General features: G+C 64.0%; 20 protein-coding genes. 17 read left to right on the top strand and 3 right to left on the bottom strand.

What is annotated here, in order from left to right:
* Together pdxA and rsmA are read left to right on the top strand one after the other, a co-directional pair.
* Positions 1-1,077 (top strand): 4-hydroxythreonine-4-phosphate dehydrogenase PdxA, encoded by a 1,077-nt coding sequence (gene pdxA, locus RCH14_RS12040; RefSeq protein ID WP_343026347.1) that lies wholly within the window; start codon positions 1-3, stop codon positions 1,075-1,077.
* Positions 1,078-1,091: 14 nt separating this feature from the next.
* A complete protein-coding gene (rsmA, locus tag RCH14_RS12035; protein ID WP_343026346.1) occupies positions 1,092-1,868 on the top strand; it encodes a 16S rRNA (adenine(1518)-N(6)/adenine(1519)-N(6))-dimethyltransferase RsmA in 777 nt (258 codons plus the stop codon).
* A 357-nt stretch (positions 1,869-2,225) separates the two neighbouring features.
* Here rsmA and RCH14_RS12030 read toward each other — a convergent pair whose 3' ends face one another.
* Together RCH14_RS12030 and RCH14_RS12025 are read right to left on the bottom strand one after the other, a co-directional pair.
* On the bottom strand, positions 2,226-2,870 hold the full coding sequence (locus tag RCH14_RS12030; RefSeq protein ID WP_343026345.1) for a hypothetical protein: 645 nt from the start codon (positions 2,868-2,870) through the stop codon (positions 2,226-2,228).
* Between the two features lie 19 nt (positions 2,871-2,889).
* Positions 2,890-3,483, bottom strand: coding sequence for a hypothetical protein (locus RCH14_RS12025; RefSeq protein WP_343026344.1), 594 nt, complete (start codon positions 3,481-3,483; stop codon positions 2,890-2,892).
* Between the two features lie 232 nt (positions 3,484-3,715).
* Between RCH14_RS12025 and RCH14_RS12020 the strand changes: the two genes are divergently transcribed.
* On the top strand, positions 3,716-4,489 hold the full coding sequence (locus RCH14_RS12020; RefSeq protein ID WP_343026343.1) for an HAD family hydrolase: 774 nt from the start codon (positions 3,716-3,718) through the stop codon (positions 4,487-4,489).
* Positions 4,490-4,581: 92 nt separating this feature from the next.
* Positions 4,582-5,598 (top strand): heat-inducible transcriptional repressor HrcA, encoded by a 1,017-nt coding sequence (hrcA, locus tag RCH14_RS12015; RefSeq protein WP_343026342.1) that lies wholly within the window; start codon positions 4,582-4,584, stop codon positions 5,596-5,598.
* An 80-nt stretch (positions 5,599-5,678) separates the two neighbouring features.
* Here hrcA and fur read toward each other — a convergent pair whose 3' ends face one another.
* The gene (gene fur, locus RCH14_RS12010; RefSeq protein ID WP_343026341.1) at positions 5,679-6,110 is read right to left on the bottom strand and encodes a ferric iron uptake transcriptional regulator; all 432 of its coding nucleotides are present in this window, start codon (positions 6,108-6,110) and stop codon (positions 5,679-5,681) included.
* A gap of 79 nt (positions 6,111-6,189) precedes the next feature.
* Between fur and RCH14_RS12005 the strand changes: the two genes are divergently transcribed.
* The 13 genes from RCH14_RS12005 to RCH14_RS11945 all read left to right on the top strand — a co-directional run bounded on the left by RCH14_RS12005 (position 6,190) and on the right by RCH14_RS11945 (position 22,994).
* Entirely contained in the window at positions 6,190-6,801 is a 612-nt protein-coding gene (locus RCH14_RS12005) for an outer membrane protein assembly factor BamE (protein ID WP_343026340.1), read from the top strand.
* Positions 6,802-6,809: 8 nt separating this feature from the next.
* The gene (gene dapB / locus RCH14_RS12000) at positions 6,810-7,619 is read left to right on the top strand and encodes a 4-hydroxy-tetrahydrodipicolinate reductase (RefSeq protein WP_343026339.1); all 810 of its coding nucleotides are present in this window, start codon (positions 6,810-6,812) and stop codon (positions 7,617-7,619) included.
* 1 nt (position 7,620) lies between these two features.
* Positions 7,621-7,947, top strand: coding sequence for a barstar family protein (locus tag RCH14_RS11995; RefSeq protein WP_343026338.1), 327 nt, complete (start codon positions 7,621-7,623; stop codon positions 7,945-7,947).
* 130 nt (positions 7,948-8,077) lie between these two features.
* The gene (gene leuS / locus RCH14_RS11990) at positions 8,078-10,720 is read left to right on the top strand and encodes a leucine--tRNA ligase (protein WP_343026337.1); all 2,643 of its coding nucleotides are present in this window, start codon (positions 8,078-8,080) and stop codon (positions 10,718-10,720) included.
* Positions 10,720-11,289: an LPS assembly lipoprotein LptE gene (gene lptE, locus RCH14_RS11985; RefSeq protein WP_343026336.1), complete on the top strand. Its 570-nt coding sequence runs from the start codon at positions 10,720-10,722 to the stop codon at positions 11,287-11,289. The genes leuS and lptE overlap by 1 nt, the downstream gene beginning before the upstream one ends.
* 3 nt (positions 11,290-11,292) lie before the next feature.
* Positions 11,293-12,306 carry a DNA polymerase III subunit delta gene (holA, locus tag RCH14_RS11980; RefSeq protein WP_343026335.1) on the top strand — a complete coding sequence of 338 codons (1,014 nt, stop codon included), beginning with the start codon at positions 11,293-11,295 and terminating at the stop codon, positions 12,304-12,306.
* 66 nt (positions 12,307-12,372) lie between these two features.
* Positions 12,373-13,638 (top strand): glutamate-5-semialdehyde dehydrogenase, encoded by a 1,266-nt coding sequence (locus tag RCH14_RS11975; RefSeq protein ID WP_343026334.1) that lies wholly within the window; start codon positions 12,373-12,375, stop codon positions 13,636-13,638.
* A 25-nt stretch (positions 13,639-13,663) separates the two neighbouring features.
* Positions 13,664-14,077: a CopD family protein gene (locus tag RCH14_RS11970; RefSeq protein WP_343026333.1), complete on the top strand. Its 414-nt coding sequence runs from the start codon at positions 13,664-13,666 to the stop codon at positions 14,075-14,077.
* Positions 14,078-14,246: 169 nt separating this feature from the next.
* Positions 14,247-15,449, top strand: a complete 1,203-nt coding sequence (locus tag RCH14_RS11965; RefSeq protein WP_407070072.1) for a class I SAM-dependent RNA methyltransferase — start codon at positions 14,247-14,249, stop codon at positions 15,447-15,449.
* 14 nt (positions 15,450-15,463) lie between these two features.
* Entirely contained in the window at positions 15,464-16,747 is a 1,284-nt protein-coding gene (locus RCH14_RS11960; protein WP_343026332.1) for a multidrug effflux MFS transporter, read from the top strand.
* 287 nt (positions 16,748-17,034) lie between these two features.
* Positions 17,035-19,206 (top strand): HDOD domain-containing protein, encoded by a 2,172-nt coding sequence (locus RCH14_RS11955; RefSeq protein WP_343026331.1) that lies wholly within the window; start codon positions 17,035-17,037, stop codon positions 19,204-19,206.
* An 8-nt stretch (positions 19,207-19,214) separates the two neighbouring features.
* Positions 19,215-21,437 carry an EAL domain-containing protein gene (locus tag RCH14_RS11950; RefSeq protein WP_343026330.1) on the top strand — a complete coding sequence of 741 codons (2,223 nt, stop codon included), beginning with the start codon at positions 19,215-19,217 and terminating at the stop codon, positions 21,435-21,437.
* A 6-nt stretch (positions 21,438-21,443) separates the two neighbouring features.
* Entirely contained in the window at positions 21,444-22,994 is a 1,551-nt protein-coding gene (locus RCH14_RS11945; protein WP_343026329.1) for a tetratricopeptide repeat protein, read from the top strand.
* Positions 22,995-23,024: the final 30 nt, after the last annotated feature.

Below are 23,024 nucleotides of genomic sequence, written 5' to 3'. Positions count from 1 at the left end.
ATGGTCGCGCCGCAGGCGCCTGCGCGCCCACCGGCGCACCAACGTCCCACACTGGCGATCACGGTCGGCGAGCCGGCCGGCATCGGCCCCGAAATCGCGATCCGCGCTGCCTGGGCCATGCGCGATGATGCCAACTGCGTGCTGGTGGGCGACGCCGCGTTTTTGGCGCTCACGGCCAGCCTGATCGACCCTGCCATCCGCCTGGCCGCCTTGTCGACCCAGGCGCTGCGCAACGGCGGCCTGCCGCACTTCGGCGCCACACGGCTGGCCGTGATCGACGTACCGCTCGACGCCCACGTGGTGCCGGGCCGGCTCGACCCCGAAAATGGCCGCGCCGTGCTGGCCACGCTGGACCTGGCGATCGAAGGCTGCGAGCAAGGCTGGTTTGACGCCATCGTCACCGCGCCGCTGCAGAAAAGCACGATCAACGATGCCGGTGTTGCGTTCTCGGGTCACACCGAATACCTGGCCGAGAAAACCGGCACCGCCAAGGTGGTGATGATGCTGGCAGGCGCGCCAGGCGGGGATCAACCTTACCTGCGCGTCGCGCTGGCCACGACCCATCTGCCGCTGAAGGACGTCCCGGGTGCGCTCACGCGCGAGAACCTGACCCAGGTGCTCGACATCCTGCACGCCGATCTGACCACCAAGTTCGGGATCGTCGCGCCCGTCATCCTGGTCACCGGCCTGAACCCGCACGCGGGCGAGAACGGTTACCTGGGCCGCGAAGAAATCGACGTCATCACGCCGGTGCTGGAGGCAGCGCGTGCGCGCGGCATCGATGCACGCGGCCCGTATCCAGCCGACACGCTGTTCCAGCCGAAATACCTGAAAGACGCCGATTGCGTGCTGGCGATGTACCACGACCAGGGTTTGCCGGTACTCAAGTACGCAACCTTCGGGCGCGGCATCAATGTCACGCTCGGCCTGCCGTTGATCCGCACCTCGGTCGACCATGGCACCGCGCTCGACCTGGCCGCGCGGGGCCTGGGCCTGGCCGATTGCGGCAGCATGATCGAAGCGATCCGCGCCGCCATGCACATGGTGCTGGCGCAGCGCGCGGCCGGCGTCAAATAATCAAGAAAGCATTCATGAAACACGTAGCACGCAAGCGCTTCGGCCAGAACTTCCTGACCGACAAGCAAGTCCTCTCCGACATCATCGACGCCATCGCGCCGCGCCAGGGCGAGACAATGGTCGAAATCGGGCCGGGACTGGCAGCGATGACGGCGCTGCTGCTCAAGCAGTTGACGCACATGCATGTGGTCGAGCTCGACCGTGACCTGGTCACACGCCTGGAAAAAGCCTATCCGCGCGAGCGCCTGACGGTGCATTCGGGCGACGCCCTGAAGTTCGACTTTGGCGCGATTCCCGTGGCCGAGGGACAGCAGCTGCGCGTGGTGGGCAATTTGCCGTACAACATTTCAAGTCCGCTGCTGTTCCACCTGGCGGACTTCGCTCACCTGATCGAAGACCAGCATTTCATGCTGCAAAAGGAAGTGGTCGAGCGCATGGTGGCCGCGCCGGGCAGCAAGACCTATGGCCGCCTGTCGGTGATGCTGCAATGGCGCTATGACATGTCGCTGATGTTCATCGTGCCGCCCACCGCGTTCGATCCGCCGCCGCAGGTTGAATCGGCCATCGTGCGCATGGTGCCGGTCAAGCAGCAACTGCCATGCGACGCCAAGCGTCTGGAAGCCGTCGTGGCCAAGGCCTTCTCGCAGCGGCGCAAGGTGATTCGCAACTGCGTGGCGGGGATGTTTACCGAGGCGCAGCTGGTGGAAGCGGGGATCGATCCGAGCGTGCGGCCCGAAGCCGTGAGCCTGGCGCAGTATGTGGCGCTGGCCAATCTGCCGAGCCAGGCCTAGTTGCTGCGGGCATCCGGCCCGCATGTCAACCAATCAAAGCGCCTCCAGAGGCGCTTTTTTCATGGATGCGCGATCAGACGTAGGGTGGACGGCGATGCCGTCCACGCGTTCAACGTAACGCGGCATGCCGCGGTGCAAAGTTTGTGTGAACGCGTGGGTGGAAAACCCGCCCACTCTACCGTCTTGGTACTGCGAAGAGAGACAGGCAAAAAAAAGGCCCGCTACAAGAGCGAGCCGAAATCCAATTCTTTTCTGAGGAGAGTTGGAGGAGACAGGATCAGTATGCTGCGTTACAGCATATAAATCCAATTTTCCTTTCGCATACTCGACATAAGAATTTCGTATAACTCTCGAGAGTTATGCGCCGACGCAGGTGACGTTGACGTTTTGTACTTTCACGTCACCCATCGTACCGGTCGGGTTTGCGACAGTGCAGACCTGGCCAACCGGCTGCTTGCTGACCGTGACGCCATAGGTAATGTTGAATTTCACCGGAGGCAGCTCATAGGCAATCGGGGTCGTGGAAGGTGGCGTTGCCGGCGTCGCTGCCGTGTAGGTGCCACCCGTGCTGCCATTGGCCAGCACCAGGCCGGCGCCGGTCAGGCCAGTGATCGTGCCGCCAACGGTGTATTCGTTGATCGTGCACTTCATCACGATGTCGATCGATACGAGACGGCCCGCCGTGTCGGCGTTGTTGGCGTAAAAACCGTTGACCGGTGCGCCGGGCTCGCAGAACTGGTGCTTCGGCTGCGTCAGGACCCGGACATCATAGGTATCGCCGTATTCCAGTTTGTCCGGGAAGGCAAAGCGAACAGGTGCTTCGGGGGTGGTTGGCGGTACGACCTTCAATGGCACGCCGGCATTGGTGAGGACCAGGTCCTCATAAACAAGGCCGTTCACCGTACCGGCAACGGTGAATTCTGCTTTGTCGCTGCCGCCACAGGCGGCCAGGCTTGCAGCCAGCGCCAGCGCAAGCGCCGGGCGGATCAGGGAAGACTTCATGCGTTTGACTCCAGAAAAATTAAGGTGCGCACGTGACGGTCACGTTGTTCACATCGGCCGCGCCCATGGTGCCGACGCCGTTGGCAATGGTGCAGCTCTGGTTGGCAGGATTCGTCAGAATCGACACGCCATAGGGCGCGTCTTGTGCGACGCGGGCCATGCTGAACGTGGTCGCGCCAGCGGGAACGATCACGCGGTTGGCGCCATTGACAAGAATCAGGTCGTTCTTGAGGTTGCTCACGGTGCCGGTCAGGGCCTGGGTTTTGAATTCGCAAGCGATCTGGATCGTCGTGACGTCGAAGCCTGCACGGCCCTTGTTCTGAGCCAGCCGGCACGTCGACGCATCGACATTGGTCGGCGTGCTCTTGATCTGCACATCATACTTGTCATCGGACGAGATGCGATTCGGGAAGAGGAACTGGGTCACGCCCGTACCGTTAGCCGGCACTGGGACTTCATAGTCAGAGCCGCCGTTATTGGTCAGGACCATGCCCGGCTTGGTCACGCCGGTAATCGTACCAGCCAGCAGCAGTTGGCCATCGCCGCCACCGCAAGCAGTCAACACGACCGCGCATGCCAGCGCTGCGCTTGCGCACAGGTAGGAACTCTTCATATATTCTCCAAAAAATCTAGCGGGAAAGCGCAGGCTGCGCGGTTGGAATTAAAAATCGCTCAACATTTTAGTTCATTTATTAGGCAACCGGTCCATTTGCGTCCCATTTCCATGTGTATCAGGTTGTAAGCACAATGTCACATAAGCAACGCGCCGACCGTGCGGTTTGCTTTTGGCGGCCTGCATCGCTATGCTGGCGTAGCGTTTTTTCATGCCTGTTCCCTGGAAGCCGATGACCCGCCGCCCCTGGCCCAAAGCCGTACTGTTCGACCTCGACGATACCCTGTGGCCAATCGTGCCCGTGATCCGGGCTGCCGAAACCATTCTATATACGTGGCTGCAGCAGCATGCACCGCGCGTGGCGGCCCGGTTCACGATCGACAGTCTGCGTCAGGCGCGCCTGGAATTGCTGGCACGCCAGCCCGAGTACGCCATCGACCTGAGCGCACTGCGCCACGCCGGTCTGGTCGCCGCGTTCGGGCAGGCAGGCGAGGATGTGGCACGGGTGGACGAGGCCATGGTCCTCTTCGTCGCCGCGCGCAATGCCGTGACGCTGTATGACGATGTGGCGCCGGGCCTGGCGCGGCTTCGGCAGCGAACTCTGCTCGGCTCGGTCACGAACGGCGTGGCCGATCTGGCCACGATCGGCCTGGCCGACCAGTTCCAGGCATCGGTGGCGGCGCGCGACTTTGGCCGCGCCAAGCCCGACCCGGGGATTTTTTTGGCCGGCTGCGCTGCGCTGGGCGTGCAGCCGGCCGACACCCTGTATGTGGGCGACGACCTGCTGCTCGATGTCCAGGGCGCCCAGCAGGCGGGCTTGCGCGCCGCCTGGATGAACCGCAGCGGCAAGGTCAATGAGCTGGCCGACCAGGTGCGGCCCGATGTCGAGGTGGACAGCATCGATGCGCTGCTCGCCTGGCTCGATGCCACACACGAGCCCCCACATAAGCCGCCACAGGAGCCGCCGCACGAGTTGCCACACGGATCCGCGCCGATGCGCGTATAACACTGGGATCGGTCAGCAACCCTTGCGCTGCCGTGCCGCGCCCCAATTTGATTCTCACCGCAGCACCACAGAAAAAGACGTTTCCCGGAACCATGCAACTCGATCACCGTGCCCAAACCCTGCTCAAAGCGCTCGTCGAACGCTATATTGCCGACGGCCAGCCGGTCGGCTCGCGCGCGCTGTCCAAGCTGTCGGGCCTGGAATTGTCGCCCGCGACGATCCGCAACATCATGGCCGACCTCGAGGACATGGGCTTTGTCGCCAGTCCGCATACATCAGCCGGCCGGATTCCGACGCCGCGCGGCTATCGCGTGTTTGTCGATACCCTGTTGACCGTCAAGCAACTCGATGAAACAACGGTCGGCGCCGAGCGCATGCGCCTGCCGCTGCAGCATCCGCAAAAGCTGATCGCCAACGCGGCGCAGATGCTCTCGTCGCTGTCGCAATTTGCCGGCGTGGTGCAAAGTCCGCGCCGCGAATCAGTGTTCCAGCAGATCGAATTTTTGCGTCTGTCCGAAAAGCGCATCCTGCTCGTGATCGTCGATCCGCGCGGCGATGTGCAGAACCGCCTGCTCTTGACCGATGTCGACTACACGCCGACGCAATTATCGCAATCGGCCAATTACCTGAACCAGAATTTTGCCGGCCAGTCGTTCGACGGCGTGCGCCAACGCCTGAGCGGCGAATTGCGCCAGCTGAGCAACGACATGGGGCGCCTGATGCATGCTGCGGTCGAGGCGGGCAGCGAGGCCATGGCCGACAGCGACGACGTGGTCATTTCCGGCGAACGCAACCTGCTGTCGGTGACCGACCTGTCGTCGAATATGAGTTCGCTGCGCCAGATGTTCGAAATGTTTGAGCAAAAGACCGGCCTGATGCAATTGCTCGACATGTCGAGCAAGGCCGGCGGGGTGCAGATCTTTATCGGCGGCGAATCGAACCTGGTGCCGATGGACGAGATGAGCGTGGTCACCGCGCCGTACGCCGTCGATGGCCGCATCGTCGGCACCTTGGGCGTCATCGGCCCCACGCGAATGGCGTACGAGCGGGTCATTCCCATCGTCGACATCACCGCCAAGCTGCTGTCGAACGCGCTCAGCCAGCCGTAAGGTCGCTAGACGCAAAAAAGGGCGCACGGGAAATTCCGGTGCGCCCTTTTTGTCGTGCAGCCTTGCCGGCCGCAGATGACTTAACTGGTCTTGCGCGCTGCCTGGCACTGCGGGCAACTGCCGTAGATCGCCAGCGCGTGGTCGACGATCGTGTAGCCATGGGTTTGGGCAATCATCTTCTGGCGGTGCTCGATTTCTTCGTCGTAGAACTCTTCGACCCGGCCGCAGGTGACGCACACGAGGTGGTCGTGGTGCGAGCCGGCATTGAGTTCGTAGATGGCCTTGCCGGTTTCGAAGTGGTTACGGTTGAGCAGGCCGGCCTGCTCGAATTGCGTCAGGACGCGGTAGACAGTGGCCAGGCCAACGTCCATATTCTCGGCCAACAAGATCTTGTAGACATCTTCGGCGGTGAGGTGACGCACGGCGCTGTTCTGGAAGATTTCCAGGATTTTCAGGCGCGGGAGCGTGGCCTTCAGGCCGCTTGCCTTCAGGTCGGTCGGATTGTTACTCATGTTTGTTACTCGCATATTGGCGGAGTGCTTTATGATATAGCGTTTTGAAAGCTCCCGCTCGAACGATTTGAGGTTACCTATGCGCGTCAAACAAGCCGTATCCCATCGATTTTCCGCCAAGGCGGTGCTGGCGGCAGGGCTCGTCTGCACGCTGACGCTGTCGGGCTGCGCATCCTGGCGCAACCAGACCCGTGCGGCGCCACCGGTGGCAACGGACGCTGCGGCCACTGCCGCCGATGCCGACAAGTCGGCCGCCATCGCCAATGCCGGCGCGCAGACGGTGCAGGCCTCGCGCCTGCAAAAGTTCCTGTGGATCTTCTCGCCTTACCGTCCGGACATTCAGCAGGGTAACTTCGTCTCGCAAGAGATGCTGAACCAGCTGAAGGCCGGCCAGACGCGCGACCAGGTGCGCTTCCTGCTCGGCTCGCCTCTGCTGCTCGATGCCTTCCATGCCGACCGCTGGGATTACCCGTTCTACCTGGCCCGTGGCAATGGCGAACTGACCACCAGCCGCGTCACCGTGTTCTTCAAGGATGACGTGGTCGAGCGTTTCGAAGGCGGCAACCTGCCAAGCGAGCGCGACTACATCGACCGTATCGCGGGCCCTGCCAAAGTGCCTGAAAAGAAAGACAAGCCGGAAAGCCGTCCGGTCGCACCGATTACGGTGACCGCCCCGGCAACCCAGCAGTAAGGATTGCCATGACGATGTTGAATATCGCCGTAGCCGGCGCCAGCGGCCGCATGGGCCGCATGCTGATCGAAGCCATCCAGTACGCACCCGACGCCCGCCTGGCCGGCGCCCTCGACATGCCCGGTTCGCCGTTCATCGGTCAGGATGCCGGCGCCTTCGGGGGCTTTCTCACCGGCGTGATGATCGAAGACAGCATCAAGCACGGCCTGCACAATGCCGACGTACTGATCGACTTTACCCGCCCCGAAGGCACGCTGGCGCACCTCGCTTACTGCGCTGCCAACGGCAAGCAGATGGTGATCGGCACCACCGGTTTCGATGAGGCCGGCAAGGCCGAGATCGCCGCCGCCGCCGGGAAGGTCGGGCTCGTGTTCGCGCCGAACATGAGCGTGGGCGTGAACGTCACGCTCAAGCTGCTCGAAATGGCCGCAAAAAGTTTCGCCGAAGGCTACGACATCGAAATCGTCGAAGCGCATCACCGGCACAAGGTCGATGCACCATCGGGCACCGCGCTCAAGATGGGCGAAGTCATTGCCGACGCCATCGGCCGCGACCTCAAGGAATGCGCCGTGTACGGCCGCGAAGGCGTCACCGGCGAGCGCGATCCATCGACGATCGGCTTTGCCACCGTGCGCGGCGGCGACGTCGTGGGCGACCATACCGTCATGTTCCTGGGCACGGGCGAGCGCATCGAGATCAGCCACAAATCCAGCAGCCGCGTCACTTACGCACATGGCGCGCTGCGCGCCGCGCGCTTCCTGGCAGACAAATCCCACGGCCTGTACGACATGCAGGACGTGCTGGGCTTGAAAGCCTGATATGGCCGTTACAGAACTGAACGGCGCGGCAATCGTCGACGAAGCGTCGTTTCATGCGCAAAGCCGGGCTGCATTCGGTTTCCCGGCGTCGTATGCGAACAGCATCGACGCCTGGGTCGATTGCCTGAGCTACCTGCGCGACGACGAAAACATGACCCGCTTCCAGCTGGCGCCAGACGAAGTGCTCGAGGTCGTGATCCTCGACGCCGCCGCCATGAAGGCGGCCACGCCGGATCTGTTTGACGAGCTGGCCTTTTGTATCGGCGGCATCAACGAGCGCTACGAGGATTATGGCGAGACGCCGGCACTGAAACTCGTGCTGCGCTGAATTGCCCGGGGCAGCGTTCAGCGAGCGCTGCCTTACTGCACCATCCCTGCCTGCACCGCGCCGCGCCGTAGTGCAAAATCAACAGGTTATAATGACCGGTCCCATCTCCCACATTACGTCTGCAGAAATCATGCAAGAAAAATATAGTCCAGCCGAAGTCGAACAGGCCGCCCAGGCCTACTGGAAATCGATCGACGCCTATAAAGCCGTCGAACACGATCCGCGTTTCCCGAAGGGCAAGTATTACGCCTGCTCGATGCTGCCTTACCCATCGGGCAAGCTGCACATGGGCCACGTGCGCAACTATACGATCAACGACGTGATGTACCGCTACCTGCGGATGAATGGCTACAACGTGTTGATGCCGATGGGTTGGGATGCATTCGGCATGCCGGCGGAAAACGCGGCGATGGCCAACAACGTGCCGCCGGCCGAATGGACCTACTCGAACATCGCCCACATGCGTGGCCAGATGGAGTCGATGGGCCTGGCGATCGACTGGTCGCGCGAGATGACCGCCTGCAAGCCGGACTATTACAAGTGGAACCAGTGGATGTTCCTCAAGATGCTCGAAAAGGGCATCATCTACCAGAAGACGGGCACCGTGAACTGGGACCCGGTCGACCAGACCGTGCTGGCCAACGAGCAGGTTGTCGATGGCCGCGGCTGGCGTTCGGGCGCGCTGATCGAAAAGCGCGAAATCCCGATGTACTACGTGCGCATCACCGAGTACGCCGACGAACTGCTCGACCACGTCGACAACAAGCTGCCAGGCTGGCCCGAGCGCGTGCGCACGATGCAGGCCAACTGGATCGGCAAGTCGACGGGCGTGCGCTTCGCGTTCCCGCACACGATCGTGGGCGACGCCGGTGAGCCGATCGACGACGGCAAGTTGTACGTGTTCACCACGCGCGCCGACACGATCATGGGCGTGACCTTCTGCGCCGTGGCGCCGGAGCACGCGCTGGCCCAGCACGCCGCAAAGAACAACCCGGCGCTCCAGCAATTTATCGCCGAATGCAAACTCGGCTCCGTGATCGAAGCCGACATGGCGACGATGGAAAAGAAGGGCATGCCAACCGGCCTGTTCGTCACCCATCCGGTCACGCAAGAGCAGATTCCGGTCTGGGTCGGCAACTACGTCCTGATCACCTACGGCGATGGCGCCGTGATGGGCGTGCCGGCGCATGATGAACGCGATTTCGGCTTCGCCAAGAAATACAATCTGCCGATCAAGCAGGTCGTGGCCGTCGAAGGCCAGGAATTCTCGCTCGACGCCTGGCAGGAGTGGTACGGCGACAAGGACAACGGCCGCACGATCAATTCGGGCAAGTACGACGGCCTCGATTACATCTCGGCCGTCAACGCGGTCTCGGGTGAACTGGCGAGCCAGGACCTGGGCGCCAAGAAGGTCACGTTCCGCCTGCGCGACTGGGGCATCTCGCGCCAGCGCTACTGGGGCACGCCGATCCCGATGATCCACTGCGCCGAGTGCGGCATCGTGCCGGTGCCCGAAGCCGACCTGCCGGTCGTGCTGCCCGAGCACCTGGTCCCGGACGGCACCGGCAATCCACTGAACAAGGACGAAGCGTTCCTCAAGTGCGACTGCCCGACCTGCGGTAAGCCTGCGCGCCGCGAGACCGACACGATGGACACGTTCATCGATTCGTCGTGGTACTACATGCGCTATACGTCGCCGGGTTCGAACAACGCGATGGTCGACGAGCGCAATGATTACTGGATGCCGATGGACCAGTATATCGGCGGCATCGAGCACGCCGTCATGCACCTGCTGTACGCGCGCTTCTGGACCAAGGTGATGCGCGACTTCGGCCTGGTCAAATTCGACGAGCCGTTCGTGAACCTGCTCACGCAGGGCATGGTGCTCAACGAAACCTACTACCGCGAAGAGGCATCGACCAAGAAGACCTGGTTCAACCCGGCCGACGTCGAACTGACCTTCGACGACAAGGGCCGCCCGCACAGCGCCGTGTTGAAGGCCGATGGCCAGCCGGTGGAAATCGGCGGCACCGAAAAGATGTCGAAGTCCAAAAACAACGGCATCGATCCGCAAGCGCAGATCGAGCAGTACGGCGCCGATACCGCGCGTCTGTTCACCATGTTCGCGTCGCCACCGGAGCAGACGCTCGAATGGTCGAACAGCGGCGTCGAAGGTGCCAGCCGCTTCCTGCGCCGCGTGTGGGCCTTTGGCTACGCGCAGCGCGCGCGCATTGCCGCCGCCCTGGCCGGTGAAGTGCAGGGCACTCACAGCGACGCACAGAAAACGCTGCGCCGCGAAGTACACAAGATCCTGCAACAGGCCGACTATGACCTGAAGCGCATCCAGTACAACACGGTGGTTTCGGCCTGCATGAAGATGCTCAACACGCTCGAATCGAGCAAGCTCGATGACAGCGCAGCCTCCAACGCGATCATCGCCGAAGGCTTCTCGATCTTCCTGCGGTTGCTGAACCCGGTCGCGCCGCACATCACGCACGCACTGTGGCAAGAACTTGGCTTTGCCGACGTGCACGGCGACCTGCTCAACGCACCATGGCCGGAAGTCGATCCACAGGCACTCGAACAGTCCGAGATCGACATGATGATCCAGGTGAACGGCAAGCTGCGTGGCTCGGTCAAGGTCGCCAAGGATGCCGACAAGGCGACCATCGAAGCGGCTGCGCTGGCCAGTGAAGCGGTGCAGAAGTTCATCGAAGGCACGCCGAAGAAGGTCATCGTCGTGCCGGGCAAACTTGTCAATATCGTGGTCTGATGATGAACACCTCGAACAACAACTACTTCGTGCGTGCCCTCGGTGCAGTCCTGCTGGTGGTGATGCTGGCTGGCTGCGGCTTCAAGCTGCGCGGCAGCGACGGCCAGTACAACGTGCCGTTCCAGAGCATCTGGCTGTCGTTCAACGAAGCCTCGCCGCTGGGCACGGAGCTCAAGCGCAACCTGCGCGCGGGCGACAATGTGCGCATCGAGCCCGATGCGTCCAAGGCCGAGGCGTTGTTCGATGTGATCAGCGAGTCGCGCGGCAAGTCGATCCTGTCGCTCAACAGCCTGGGTCGCGTGCGTGAATACTCGCTGAGCTACACGCTGGTGTTCCAGGTGCGCGACGCCAATAACCGCCAGCTGCTGGCGCCTACCGAGATCACCCTGCGCCGCAATATCGCGTTCGATGAATCGCAGGTGCTGGCCAAGGAATCCGAAGAAGCGCTGCTGTACCGCGACATGCAGTCCGACCTGGTGCAGCAGATCCTGCGCCGCCTGGTGGCGATCAAGCCGCTGGCGCCGGTGTCGGCGCCAGCGACGCCGGCTGCCGCCTTGCCGACCCCGTAAACGATGCAACTGCGGCTCGAAGCGCTCGACGGGCACCTGGCCAAGAACCTGGCGCAGTTGTACGTGATCGCCAGCGACGAACATCTTCTGGCGCTGGAGGCGGCCGACCGTATCCGCAAGGCAGCACGGGCGCAAGGCTATACCGAGCGCGATGTGCTCAGCGTGGAGCGCACCTTCAAATGGGGCGAGCTGCTGGCGGCGAACCAGGCACTGTCGCTGTTCGGCGACAAGAAGCTGATCGAACTGCGCATCCCGACCGGCAAACCGGGCAAGGATGGCAGCGCCGCGCTGCAGGCCTATGCAAAAGACCTCAGCCCCGATAACCTGACCCTGATCACGCTGCCCAAGCTCGACTGGCAAACGGCCAAGGCGTCGTGGGTGACGGCGCTGCAGGGGGCCGCCGTCTACATCGATATCCCGAACATCGAGCGCGCGCAGTTACCGGCCTGGATCGGCAACCGGTTGGCAAGCCAGGGCCAAAGCGCCGAGCGCCAGAGCCTGGACTTCATCGCCGACCGCGTCGAAGGCAATCTGCTGGCGGCGCACCAGGAGATTCAAAAGCTTGGCCTGCTCCACGAGCCGGGCAAATTGACGTTCGAACAGGTGCACGACGCGGTGCTGAACGTGGCGCGCTACGACGTGTTCAAGCTGTCCGAGGCGATGCTCACGGGCGACACGGCGCGCCTGGTGCGCATGCTCGAAGGCTTGAAGGGCGAAGGCGAAGCGCTGCCGCTGGTCTTGTGGGCAGTGGCCGAAGAAATCCGCACGCTGCTAAAATTGAAGAGCGGGATGGGGCAGGGCCGGCCGTTGAATGCCCTGCTCAAGGAATACCGGATCTGGGGGCCGCGCGAGCGGATGATGGAGCCGGCGCTGCGCCGCGTGTCGCTCGCGACGCTCGAAGCGGCGCTGCAAGAGGCAGCGCAGGTCGACCGCATGGTCAAGGGCTTGCGCGCCAAAAAATTCGCGGGCGACGCGTGGGATGCGATGTTGCAGCTGGCGCTGCGGGTGGCGCGGTAAGGCCCTCTTCAACGCCGATGGGCAGCGCCGCCTTGCGCGAGCCATGTTAATGCACTGGGAAACTCGATGGACATCACCGCACACATGCACCAGCTGGGCCAGCAAGCCCGCGCCGCCGCACGCGCCATGGCGCGCGCCGACACCGCTACCCGCAACCGCGCCCTGAACCTGATTGCCGACGCCATCGAACGCGATGCCGATGCGCTGCGCGCCGCCAACGCGCAAGATCTGGCCGCCGCCGGGGCAGCTGGCCTGGCCCCGGCGCTGATGGATCGCCTGGCGTTATCCAACGCTGCGATTTCGACGATGGTCGCCGGCCTGCGCCAGATCGCCACCTTGCCCGACCCGGTCGGCGAAATCTCGAACATGAAGGTGCGCCCGAGTGGCATCCAGGTCGGGCAGATGCGCGTGCCGCTGGGCGTGATCGGCATCATCTACGAGGCGCGTCCGAACGTGACGGTCGACGCGGCAGGCCTGTGCATCAAGAGCGGCAATGCGGCGATCCTGCGCGGCGGCTCGGAAGCCATCCACTGCAACCGCGCGCTGGCCAGGCTGGTGGCCGAAGGCCTGGCTGGCGCCGGCCTGCCGCAGGCGGCAGTGCAGGTGGTCGACACGGTCGACCGCGCCGCCGTCGGCGCGCTGATCACGATGCCACAGTACGTGGACGTGATCGTCCCGCGCGGCGGCAAGGGTTTGATTGCGCGCCTGATGGCCGAAGCCACGGTCCCGATGATCAAGCACCTCGATGGCATCTGCCACGTCTACATCGATGACAAGGCCGATATCGACAAGGCACTGGCCATCGCGTTCAATGCCAAGTGCCATCGCTACGGCACCTGCAACACGATGGAAACGCTCTTGGTCGCGCGTGGTATCGCGCCGACCGTGCTGCCGCGCCTGGCCGAACTGTATGCGACCAAAGACGTCGAATTGCGCGCCGATCCGGAAGCATTCGCGATCCTGGCCGGTTATCCGCACCTGGTGGCCGCGACTGAAGAAGACTGGCGCACCGAGTACCTGGCCCCGATCCTGGCAGTAAAGGTGGTGGCCGGCATCGACGAGGCGATGGATCACATCGACGCGTATTCGTCGAAGCACACCGAATCGATCGTCACGGAAGACCACAGCGGCGCCATGCGTTTTTTGCGCGAAGTCGATTCGGCGTCGGTGATGATCAACGCGTCGACGCGCTTTGCCGATGGTTTCGAATACGGCCTGGGCGCCGAGATCGGCATCTCGAACGACAAGCTGCACGCGCGTGGCCCGGTGGGCCTGGAAGGCCTCACGTCGCTCAAGTATGTCGTGTTCGGACACGGCGAAGTGCGCAACTGAATTCAACATTCACCACAAGGAAAGCATGTACCTCTGGATCAAAGCACTGCACATCGTCTTCATTGCGTCCTGGTTCGCCGGCCTGTTCTACCTGCCGCGCCTGTTCGTCAACCTGGCCGAGGAAACCAACCCCGCGGCGCGTGACCGCCTGCTGGGCATGGCGCGTCGGCTGTACCGCTTCTCGATGATCCTGTCGGTGCCGGCCGTGCTGCTGGGCGTATGGCTGTGGATGGGTTACGGCATCAAAGGCGGCTGGCTGCATGCCAAGCTGCTGCTCGTGTTCCTGACGATCGGCTACCATCATATGTGCGGCGGCATCCTCAAGAAATTCGAACGCGGCGTCAATGCGCGCAGCCATACCTGGTATCGCTGGTTCAATGAAGTGCCGGTCGTGCTGATGCTGGCGATTGTCATCCTGGTGACCGTCAAGCCGTTTTGATGCATTGATGGTTGGCGGCGCCGCTTTCGCGCCGGATGATCTCACGGCCAGCCATCACCGCGTGGACGGCGTAGCCGTCCACCCTACGTTTTAAACAATTCACGGTCATCCAGCTTCACGGCTGACGCGTTATCTCTACAGAATCATCAACGGACAAAGGGTACCCCTCATGACCTCATATTTTTGCCCCTGCCCACGCGGCATGGAAGCGGCGCTGGCCGAAGAAATCGGCGAAATCGCCGCGCAAAGCACCACCCTCAAGGTGCACAACCAGGTGCCCGGCGGCGTGCACTGCTCGGGCACGATGCAGGACGCCTGGCTGCTCAACCTGCATTCGCGCATCGCCTCGCGTGTGCTCATGCGCATGGCCCAGCGCAGCTATACCACCGAAAACGACATCTACGATCTCGTGCTCGAGCAGGTGTGGGAAGACTGGTTTGGCCCCGATCACACGATCCGCGTCGACGTCACCGCCGTCAAGTCGCCGCTGCGCAGCCTCGAATTCACCACGCTCAAGATCAAGGACGCCATCTGCGACCGCTTCCGCGACCAGTTCGACAAGCGCCCGTCCGTCAACACGCGCGAACCCGACATGCGCATCGTCGGTTTTCTCGATGCGCGCAATTTCATCGTCTACCTCGACACCTCGGGCGAAGCGCTGTTCAAGCGCGGCTGGCGTGAAGAAACGGGCGACGCGCCGCTGCGCGAGAACCTCGCCGCGGGTCTCTTGCGCGTGTCGGGCTGGAAGCCGGGCGCGCCGCTGTTCGACCCGATGTGCGGTTCGGGCACGATCCTGGTCGAAGCGGCCCAGATGCTGCAGGGGATTCCGTCCGGCGCGCGCCGCAGCTTCGCCTTCGAAAAATTCGCCGACCACGACGGCCAGGCCTGGGCCGCGATGAAAGCGGCGGTCAAGCCGAACGTGCTGCCGCAAGAGCCCACCATCTTCGGCTCCGACATCTCGGGCGACATGGTCGAAATGACACGCCATAACCTGAAGATCGCCGGCATCCTGTTTGACGTGCCGCTCAAGCAGATCGAAGCGCAGCACGTGTCGGCGCCGACGACCGAGCCGGGCATCCTCTTGACCAACCCGCCGTATGGCGAGCGGATCGGCGTGCGTGGCGACAGCACCGTGCCGCAGGACGACATGGCGGCCGGCTTCTACGCCGCGTTTTCGACGACGCTCAAGCAGCGCTTTGCCGGCTGGACCGCCTATCTGTTCACGGCCGACCTGGGCCTGCCGAAAATGCTGCGCCTGAAAGAGTCGCGCAAGACCCCGTTCTTCAACGGTGCGCTCGAATGCCGCCTGTTCCGTTTCGATATGGTGGCCGGCTTCAATCGCCGCGAGGAAGCCAAACCAAAGCAGGACTGACCCGGAACCGCCCCATGCTGCCAGAACCATCCGATCTGCCGAAGGACCCCGTCACACCGGTGCCGGCGCCGCCGCCCCACAAGATCGCGATGCTCTCGGCAGGCGGACTGGCAACGCTGCTGGCAGGGCTGTCGATGCTGGGGCCATTCTCGATCGATGCCTACCTGCCGGCCTTCCCGCAGATTCAGGCCCAACTTGCGGCCACACCGCTGCAGGTCCAGCAGACCCTGACCGCCTACATGCTGGCCTTTGCCGGCATGGTGCTGTGGCATGGCGCGCTGTCCGATGCGTTCGGGCGGCGCAACGTGATCCTGGTGGCGCTCGTGGTGTTCGCGATCGGCAGCTTCGGCTGCGCCTCGGCGTCCTCGGTGGAATACCTGTGGGTGTTTCGCGTGCTGCAGGGCGTCTCGGCGGGGGCCGGCGTGGTGGTGGGGCGCGCGATCATCCGCGACCTGTATTCCGATACGGCGGCGGCGCGCCTGCTGTCGATGGTCACGATGATCTTCTCGATCGCCCCGGCCATCGCGCCGGTGGTGGGCGGCTGGATCGTCATGCTGCTCGACTGGCGTGCGATCTTCCTGGCGCTGACGGTCTACACCGTGCTGCTGTTCTGGTTCTGCTGGAAGCACCTGCCCGAGACGGTGCCGCTGACCGAGCGCCAGCCTTTCAATCCGCGCTTCCTGGCCCAGAGCTATGGCGCCATCTTCAGCTCGTTCCTGTTTCTGACGATGGCTGGCGTGACGGCGCTGAACTTCGCCGGCCTGTTCCTGTACATCGCCGCGGCGCCCGTCATGCTGCCCGAAAGCCTGGGCCTGGGGCCGTCCCAATTCGCGTGGCTGTTCGTGCCGACCGTGAGCGGCATCTTCCTCGGTTCGCTCGTTGCCAACCGGCTGGCTGGCAAGATGGACTTCGCGCGCCAGATCCGCATGGGCTTTTTCTTCATGCTGGGCGCCGTGACCTTCAACGTGGCCTACCACGCGTTCTTTGCGCCGGCCCTGCCGTGGAGCGTGGCGCCGATGTTCTTCTTTACCTTTGGCAGTTCGCTGATCGCGCCCGGCGCGACGCTGCTCGCGCTCGACCTGTTCCCACGCATTCGCGGCACGGTGGCGTCGTGCCAGTCGTTTTTGCTGACGCTGCTCGGCGCGCTCGTGGCCGGGGCAGTTGCGCCGGCGCTGTCGCATTCGATGCTGGCGCTGGCGCTCGGCCAGGCGTTCTTCGTGCTGCTGTCGCTGGCATGCTGGGATACCGCGCGGCGCCATCGCCGCAAGCTGCGCGCCCAGGGCGAATCCACCTCGTGAAAACGCATGTGCTGAGCATGAATCGAGGAAACAGTCGTATCGCTGCAACAAGTTTTAGATTGCGGCTGTGTTTACGCCCGGAGGATGCCCCTGGCAACAAGTATTCCCGTAACTATTGTTCCTGATCAGAAATGTATATATGTTACGATACGTTTTTATCACCTGGAGCAGTGGGCAGACTTCTCGCCTGTTCCATGCACTGAAGTGCAGGGCGACGTGGCATGCCTGTTCGGGCGCGATCGCCACCTACCAGAACCCTTCGACAAGTGGCGGCCGTGCTTGATAACATGCTCCTATCCGATCAGGATATTCGCAATCGCTTGCTGATCGCCCGGCTGCCGGCCATGCCGCAGATCCTGGTCAAGCTGATCGAGCACCTGCAGGCCGACGATCTCGGCATGCCCGAACTCGCCGCCCTGATCGCAAAAGATGCCGGCATGACGGCCAAGCTGCTGGCCGTCGCCAACAGCTCGGCCTACCACCGCAGCACGCGCAGCGCCAATCTCGAACAGTCGCTGGTGGCCCTTGGCACCGACATGATCAAGACGCTGGTGATCAGCGATTCGGTGTTCCAGACCTTTAACAGTTTCCCGCATGCCGGCAGCATCGACCTGCGCGGGTTCTGGAAGAACTCCCTGACGGCCGCCGTGATTGCGCGCGATGCGGCGCGCACGCTCGATTACGTCCATCCCGAAGAAGCCTACCTGGCCGGCTTGCTGCACAATGTCGGCCGGCTGGCACTGCTGGCCGCCGCGCCCAAGGAATACGCGTTCAACTTCACCGCGATCGATGACGAAGACCTGTGCGCGGTCGAGCAGCGCACACTCCAGATCACCCACGCCGAAGCCGGCGCCTGGCTGATCGAACGCTGGCAGCTCGATTCGTTCCTGGCCGACGCGGTGCTGTACCACCACGAGCCGGGCGAGCGCCTGGAAGGCAGCCACCTCCTGATCCGCATCGTGCGCCTGGCGCATGTGCTGACCTGTCATGCGAATGACGAGACGATGGTGCTGGATGCCTGCGCGCTGTGCGGCATCGACAGCGCGCGTGCGCTGCAACTGATTGAGGGCGCTGCGCGCCAGGTCGAGCAGGCCGCCGCGCACCTGGGCATCGACCTGGCCGGTGCCGACGACATTCCGCAGCCATCGGCCTATGCGCCGCCGCCGCCGGTCGATCCGGTGCAAAAGCGCCTGAATGAAGAAGTGCGCAATATGGTGCTGGTGTCCGAGGTCGGCCAGACGCTGGCGCGCCAGCAGGGCGAGGCCGGCCTGCTCGACGCGATGACGCGCACGGCCCGCATCCTGTTCGATTTCGAAAGCGCCGTCGTGCTGCTCGAGAACCCGACCGGCCACCTGTTGTCGGGGGCGCCGGCGCCGGGCGTGGCGCGTATCGCCGATTTCTCGGTGTCGCTGGCCAAGGGCGGCCCCGTGGCGCGCAGCGCGCTGGAGCGCCGTCCTGCATTCGTGGGCGGTGAACGCCAGCAGCTTGGCCTGGCCGAAGAGCAGCTGCTGCGCATCCTTGGCACCGACAGCCTGGTGGTGGTGCCGCTGGTGGCCGGCGCGCGCTGTCTGGGCGTGCTGGTTGGCGGCGTGCCGGCCTGGCAGTTGCCGCATTGCCAGCGCCGCGAGCGATTCATGCAGGCCTTCGGCGCGCAGGCCGCGAGCGCCCTCGAGAACCTGCTGCTCGAACGCGGCCACGCGCGCCGCCAGCTGGCCAACGTGGCCGAAGAATTCCGCGACGCGTCGCGCCGCGTGGTGCACGAAGTGAACAACCCGCTGGCGATCATCAAGAATTACCTCAGCATCCTGGACGGCAAGCTGGCGCGCCAGGAACCGGTGGGCGGCGAGCTGTCGATCCTGAACGAAGAGATCGATCGCGTGGGCCAGTTGATCGGCTCCCTGGCCGAACCGCATGCGCCGGATACCGGTCCGCGGCCGGTCGATGCCGCCCGCGTCGTCGATGACGTGCTGCGCCTGTTCCGCACCAGCGGCTTCGTGCCTGGCGGCGTGCAGATCGTGGCCCATATGGATGGCGACAGCGCGATCGAGGGCGACCCCGATGTGCTCAAGCAGATCCTGGTGAACCTGGTCAAGAATGCGGTCGAAGCATTCGGGCCACAGCACAAGAACGGCGGCCGGATCGAGGTCGTCAATCGCGGCCACGTCAACCGCGAGCGCCACCTGTACCTCGAACTGGGCGTGAACGACAACGGCCCGGGCCTGTCGCGCGAGGTGCTGGCCAACCTGTTCATGCCCGTCAAGAGCAGCAAGGAAGGCGCGCTCGATGGCGGCAAGCGCGGCCTGGGCCTGTCGATCGTTCACGGCCTGGTCAAGAAAATGGGCGGCCATATCGCCTGCCGCAGCGCCAGTTCGGGCACCTCGTTTGAAATACTCCTGCCGGCGTACACCGGCGCCGGCAATGCGCTTGCGCTGCCGGCGCGCGCGCTCGGTTCCGCCTGAACCTCACCATGCACGCGCACCCTGCCACCATGCTCCCTGGTGAACCTTCACCGTTTTCCCCGACACTCGACGCCGACAGCCAGCCACGCCTGCTGCTGGTCGACGATGAACCCCGTCTGCTGTCGTCGCTGTACGAATTGCTGCAGGGGCGCGGTTACCGCCTCACGACCGCGCCATCCGGCACGGAGGCGCTGGCGCAGCTGTCGCGCCAGCGCTTCGATCTGGTCCTGCTCGACCTGCGCCTGCCCGATATCGGCGGCCACGAGATCATGGACTTCATCAACGACAAGGGGATCGACGCCGACGTGATCGTGATGAGCGGCGAGGTGGGCATCGACGCCGCGATCGGCGCGCTCAAGCGCGGCGCCTACAGCTACCTGCGCAAGCCGTACAGCCGTGAAGAGCTGCTCTCGACCGTCAGCAATGCACTGGGGCGCCGGCGTCTGGCGCTGGAAAACGCGCGCATCGCGAACCAGCTCGAAAACTCCGAGAAGATGTACCGCTATCTGGTCGACTCGTCGCCGGACATCATCTACACGCTCAACCACGAAGGCCGCTTCACGTTCGTCAATGACCGCGCCTACCAGCTGCTCGGCTACACGCGCGAAGAGCTGATCGGCAAGCATTACTCGATCGTCGTGCACGAAGAAGACCTGGAACGCGCGCGCTACGCATTCAACGAGCGCCGCATCGACGAGCGTGCGTCGCGCAACGTCGAACTGCGCCTGAAGTGCCGGGGCGGGAATGGCAACAGCAGCAGCGACCGCACCTTCAACACGACGTTGATGACGATCTCGCTCAATGCGATCGGCATGCATGTGCCGGACCAGGAAGTAAAAAAGCTCGAGTTCTTCGGTACCTACGGCGTGGCGCGTGACATCACTGACCGCAAGCGCGCCGAAGAAGTCATCGCCTACCAGGCCTACCACGACATCCTGACCGACCTGCCGAACCGCATCCTGTTCAAGGACCGCCTGGGGCTGGCCGTGATCCAGGCCAAGCGCAAGCAGACCGAGCTCGCGGTGATGTTCATCGACCTTGATCGCTTCAAGCTCGTGAACGACACGCTTGGCCACGTCAAGGGCGACGAACTGCTGCAGCAGGCGGCCAGCCGCCTGAAGGAATGCCTGCGCAAGGGCGACACGCTGGCGCGCCAGGGCGGCGACGAATTCACCATCGTGCTGCCCGAACTGGCCAGCCACGACGACGCGCGCATGGTCGCCGACAAATTCCTCGCCTGCCTGCAACTGCCGTTCGACCTCGATGGCCACGAAGTGCACATCTCGGCCTCGATCGGCATCGCGATCTATCCGAAGGACGGCGAATCGATCGACGAACTGCTGCGCCACGCCGACATCGCGATGTACCAGGTGAAAGCGCTGGGCAAGAACGGCCACAGCTTCTATCACGACTCGATGCTCGAAGTGTCGCACCAGAAGATCGCGCTGGAACAGGCGCTGCGCCGCGCGCTCGAGCACGACGAGCTGGAGATGTTCTACCAGCCGCAGATCGATGCCATGACCGGCAACATCACGGGCGCCGAAGCGCTGATGCGCTGGAACCACCCGACGCGTGGGCGTCTGTCGGCCGGCGAGTTCCTGCCGTTTGCCGAAGAAAATGGCCTGATGCTGCCGATTTCGGACTGGATGATCGGGGCACTGTGCCGCGACATGCTGCGCTGGAACGCCATCGGCGGCAGCGATATCCGGCTCTCGCTGAACCTGTCGCCGCAATACCTCGACCGCGGCGACTTCTTTGAAAAGATGCGCGGGGCGCTCGCGCGCTACGCCATCTCGCCGCAGCAGATCGAAGTCGAGATCACCGAGAACATCTGCATCCGCAACCCGCAGTATGCAATCGAGCAGCTCAACAAACTGTGCGAGCTGGGCGTGTCGATCGCGATCGACGACTTCGGTACCGGCTACTCGTCGCTGTCGTACCTGCACCGCTTCCCGATCCACACGATCAAGATCGACCAGTCGTTCGTTAAAGAGATCCACGAGGAGGACGGCCACTATCCGGTGATCCTGGCGATCATCTCGATCGCGCGCGGTCTGGGCCTGAACCTGATCGCCGAAGGCGTCGAGACCGAAGAACAGGCGCGCTACCTGCGCGCCAACGGTTGCATGACGATGCAGGGCTACCTGTTCTACCGCCCGATTTCGCTGGGCGACTTCATGGTGGCGCTGCGCAACCGGCCCGGATCGAACCTGCGCGCCGTGCTGGCCTGAGCGGGTATGCCCGACACGTCCTTGTACAGCGCTGAGTTCCTGCGTGTGAAAAGCCTGGCCGAGCGTGGCGTGGCCGAGGCCCAGCATAGCTTGGGTTTCATGTACGTGAACGGCCAGGGCGTCGCGCAAAGCGATGAACTGGCGGCGAACTGGTACCGGCTCGCGGCCACGGCCAATCTGGCCCAGGCCCAGTACAACCTCGGCGTGATGGTGCAGAAGGGCCAGGGCGTGAAGCAGGACTTCACGCTGGCCGCCCACTGGTACGAACGCGCCGCCAGCCAGGGTTACGCGCTGGCCCAGTACAACCTGGGCTGGCTGTACGCCAAGGGGCAGGGCGTGGCGCAGGACGTGGGCCGCGCGCTGTACTGGTTCCGGCTCGCCGCAGAGCAGGGCGAGCCGGGCGCCCAGCACAATCTCGGGATGATGTACGACACCGGCAAGGGCGTGGCGCAGGACCAGGATGCGGCCCTCGACTGGTACCGGCGCGCGGCCAGCCAGGGCTACGCCCGTTCGCAGTACAGCCTGGGCCTGCGCTACGACAGCGGCCAGGGTGTGGCGCGCGATCCGGCGCAGGCACTGGAGTGGCTGCGCAAGGCCGCGCTGCAGGGCTATGCGCAGGCCCAGTTCAATCTGGGCCTGCGCTACGACAAGGGCCAGGACGTGGAAGCGGACGGCGAGCAGGCCATGCTGTGGTACGGCCGCGCCGGTATCCAGGGGCATGCCAGCTCGCAGTTCAACCTGGCGCTGATGTACGACACCGGCCATGGCGTGCCGCAGGACGATGCGCTGGCCGCCACCTGGTACCGGCGCGCCGCGCAGGGGGGCCACGCAGGCGCGCAGGACAGTCTGGGCATGCGCCATGAGCACGGGCAGGGCGTGGTGCAGGATGCGGCGCAGGCGGCCATCTGGTACCGACGCGCGGCCGAGCAGGGCTTGCCGGTGGCGCAGTACCACCTCGGGCAGTTGCTCGACAGCGGCAACGGCGTCGAGCAGGACGCGGTCGAGGCCACGGGCTGGTACCGCAAGGCCGCCGAGCAGGGCCACCTGCGCGCGCAGTTCGACCTGGGCCTGCGCCACGAAAACGGCGTCGGCGCGGCGCAGGACAGCGTGCAGGCACTGGCCTGGTACCGGCGCGCCGCGGCGCAGGGGTATGCGGCGGCGCAGTACATGGTGGCCACGCTGCTCGACCGGCTCGACCTGGGCGACCCGGCGGACGCCACCGACTGGCTGCACAAGGCGGCCGACCAGCAGCACGCGCTGGCGCAGTTCGAACTGGGACTGCGCTACGACTGTGCCAAGGGCGCCGAACGCGATTACGAAGCGGCCCATTTCTGGTACCTGCGCGCGGCGCGTCAGGGCCACGCGCGGGCCCAGTTCAATCTGGGCGTGATGTATGCGGCGGGGCAGGGCGCGCAGCGTGATCTGGTCGAAGCCTATGCATGGCTGCATCGGGCGGGTGGCGCCGGGATCGGGCCGGCCCGTGACTACCTGGCCCGCACCGCGCGCCGGATGGATGCGCAGCAGTTGTCGCTGGCCGAGCGCTTGCTGCACGCATAGAACCCTGACCGCGCAGGTGGCAGGCGCTGA

The sequence above is a fragment of the Massilia sp. MP_M2 genome, from assembly GCF_039123635.1.
GTDB lineage: Bacteria > Pseudomonadota > Gammaproteobacteria > Burkholderiales > Burkholderiaceae_D > Telluria.
This window is presented reverse-complemented; position numbering and strand designations above follow the sequence as displayed.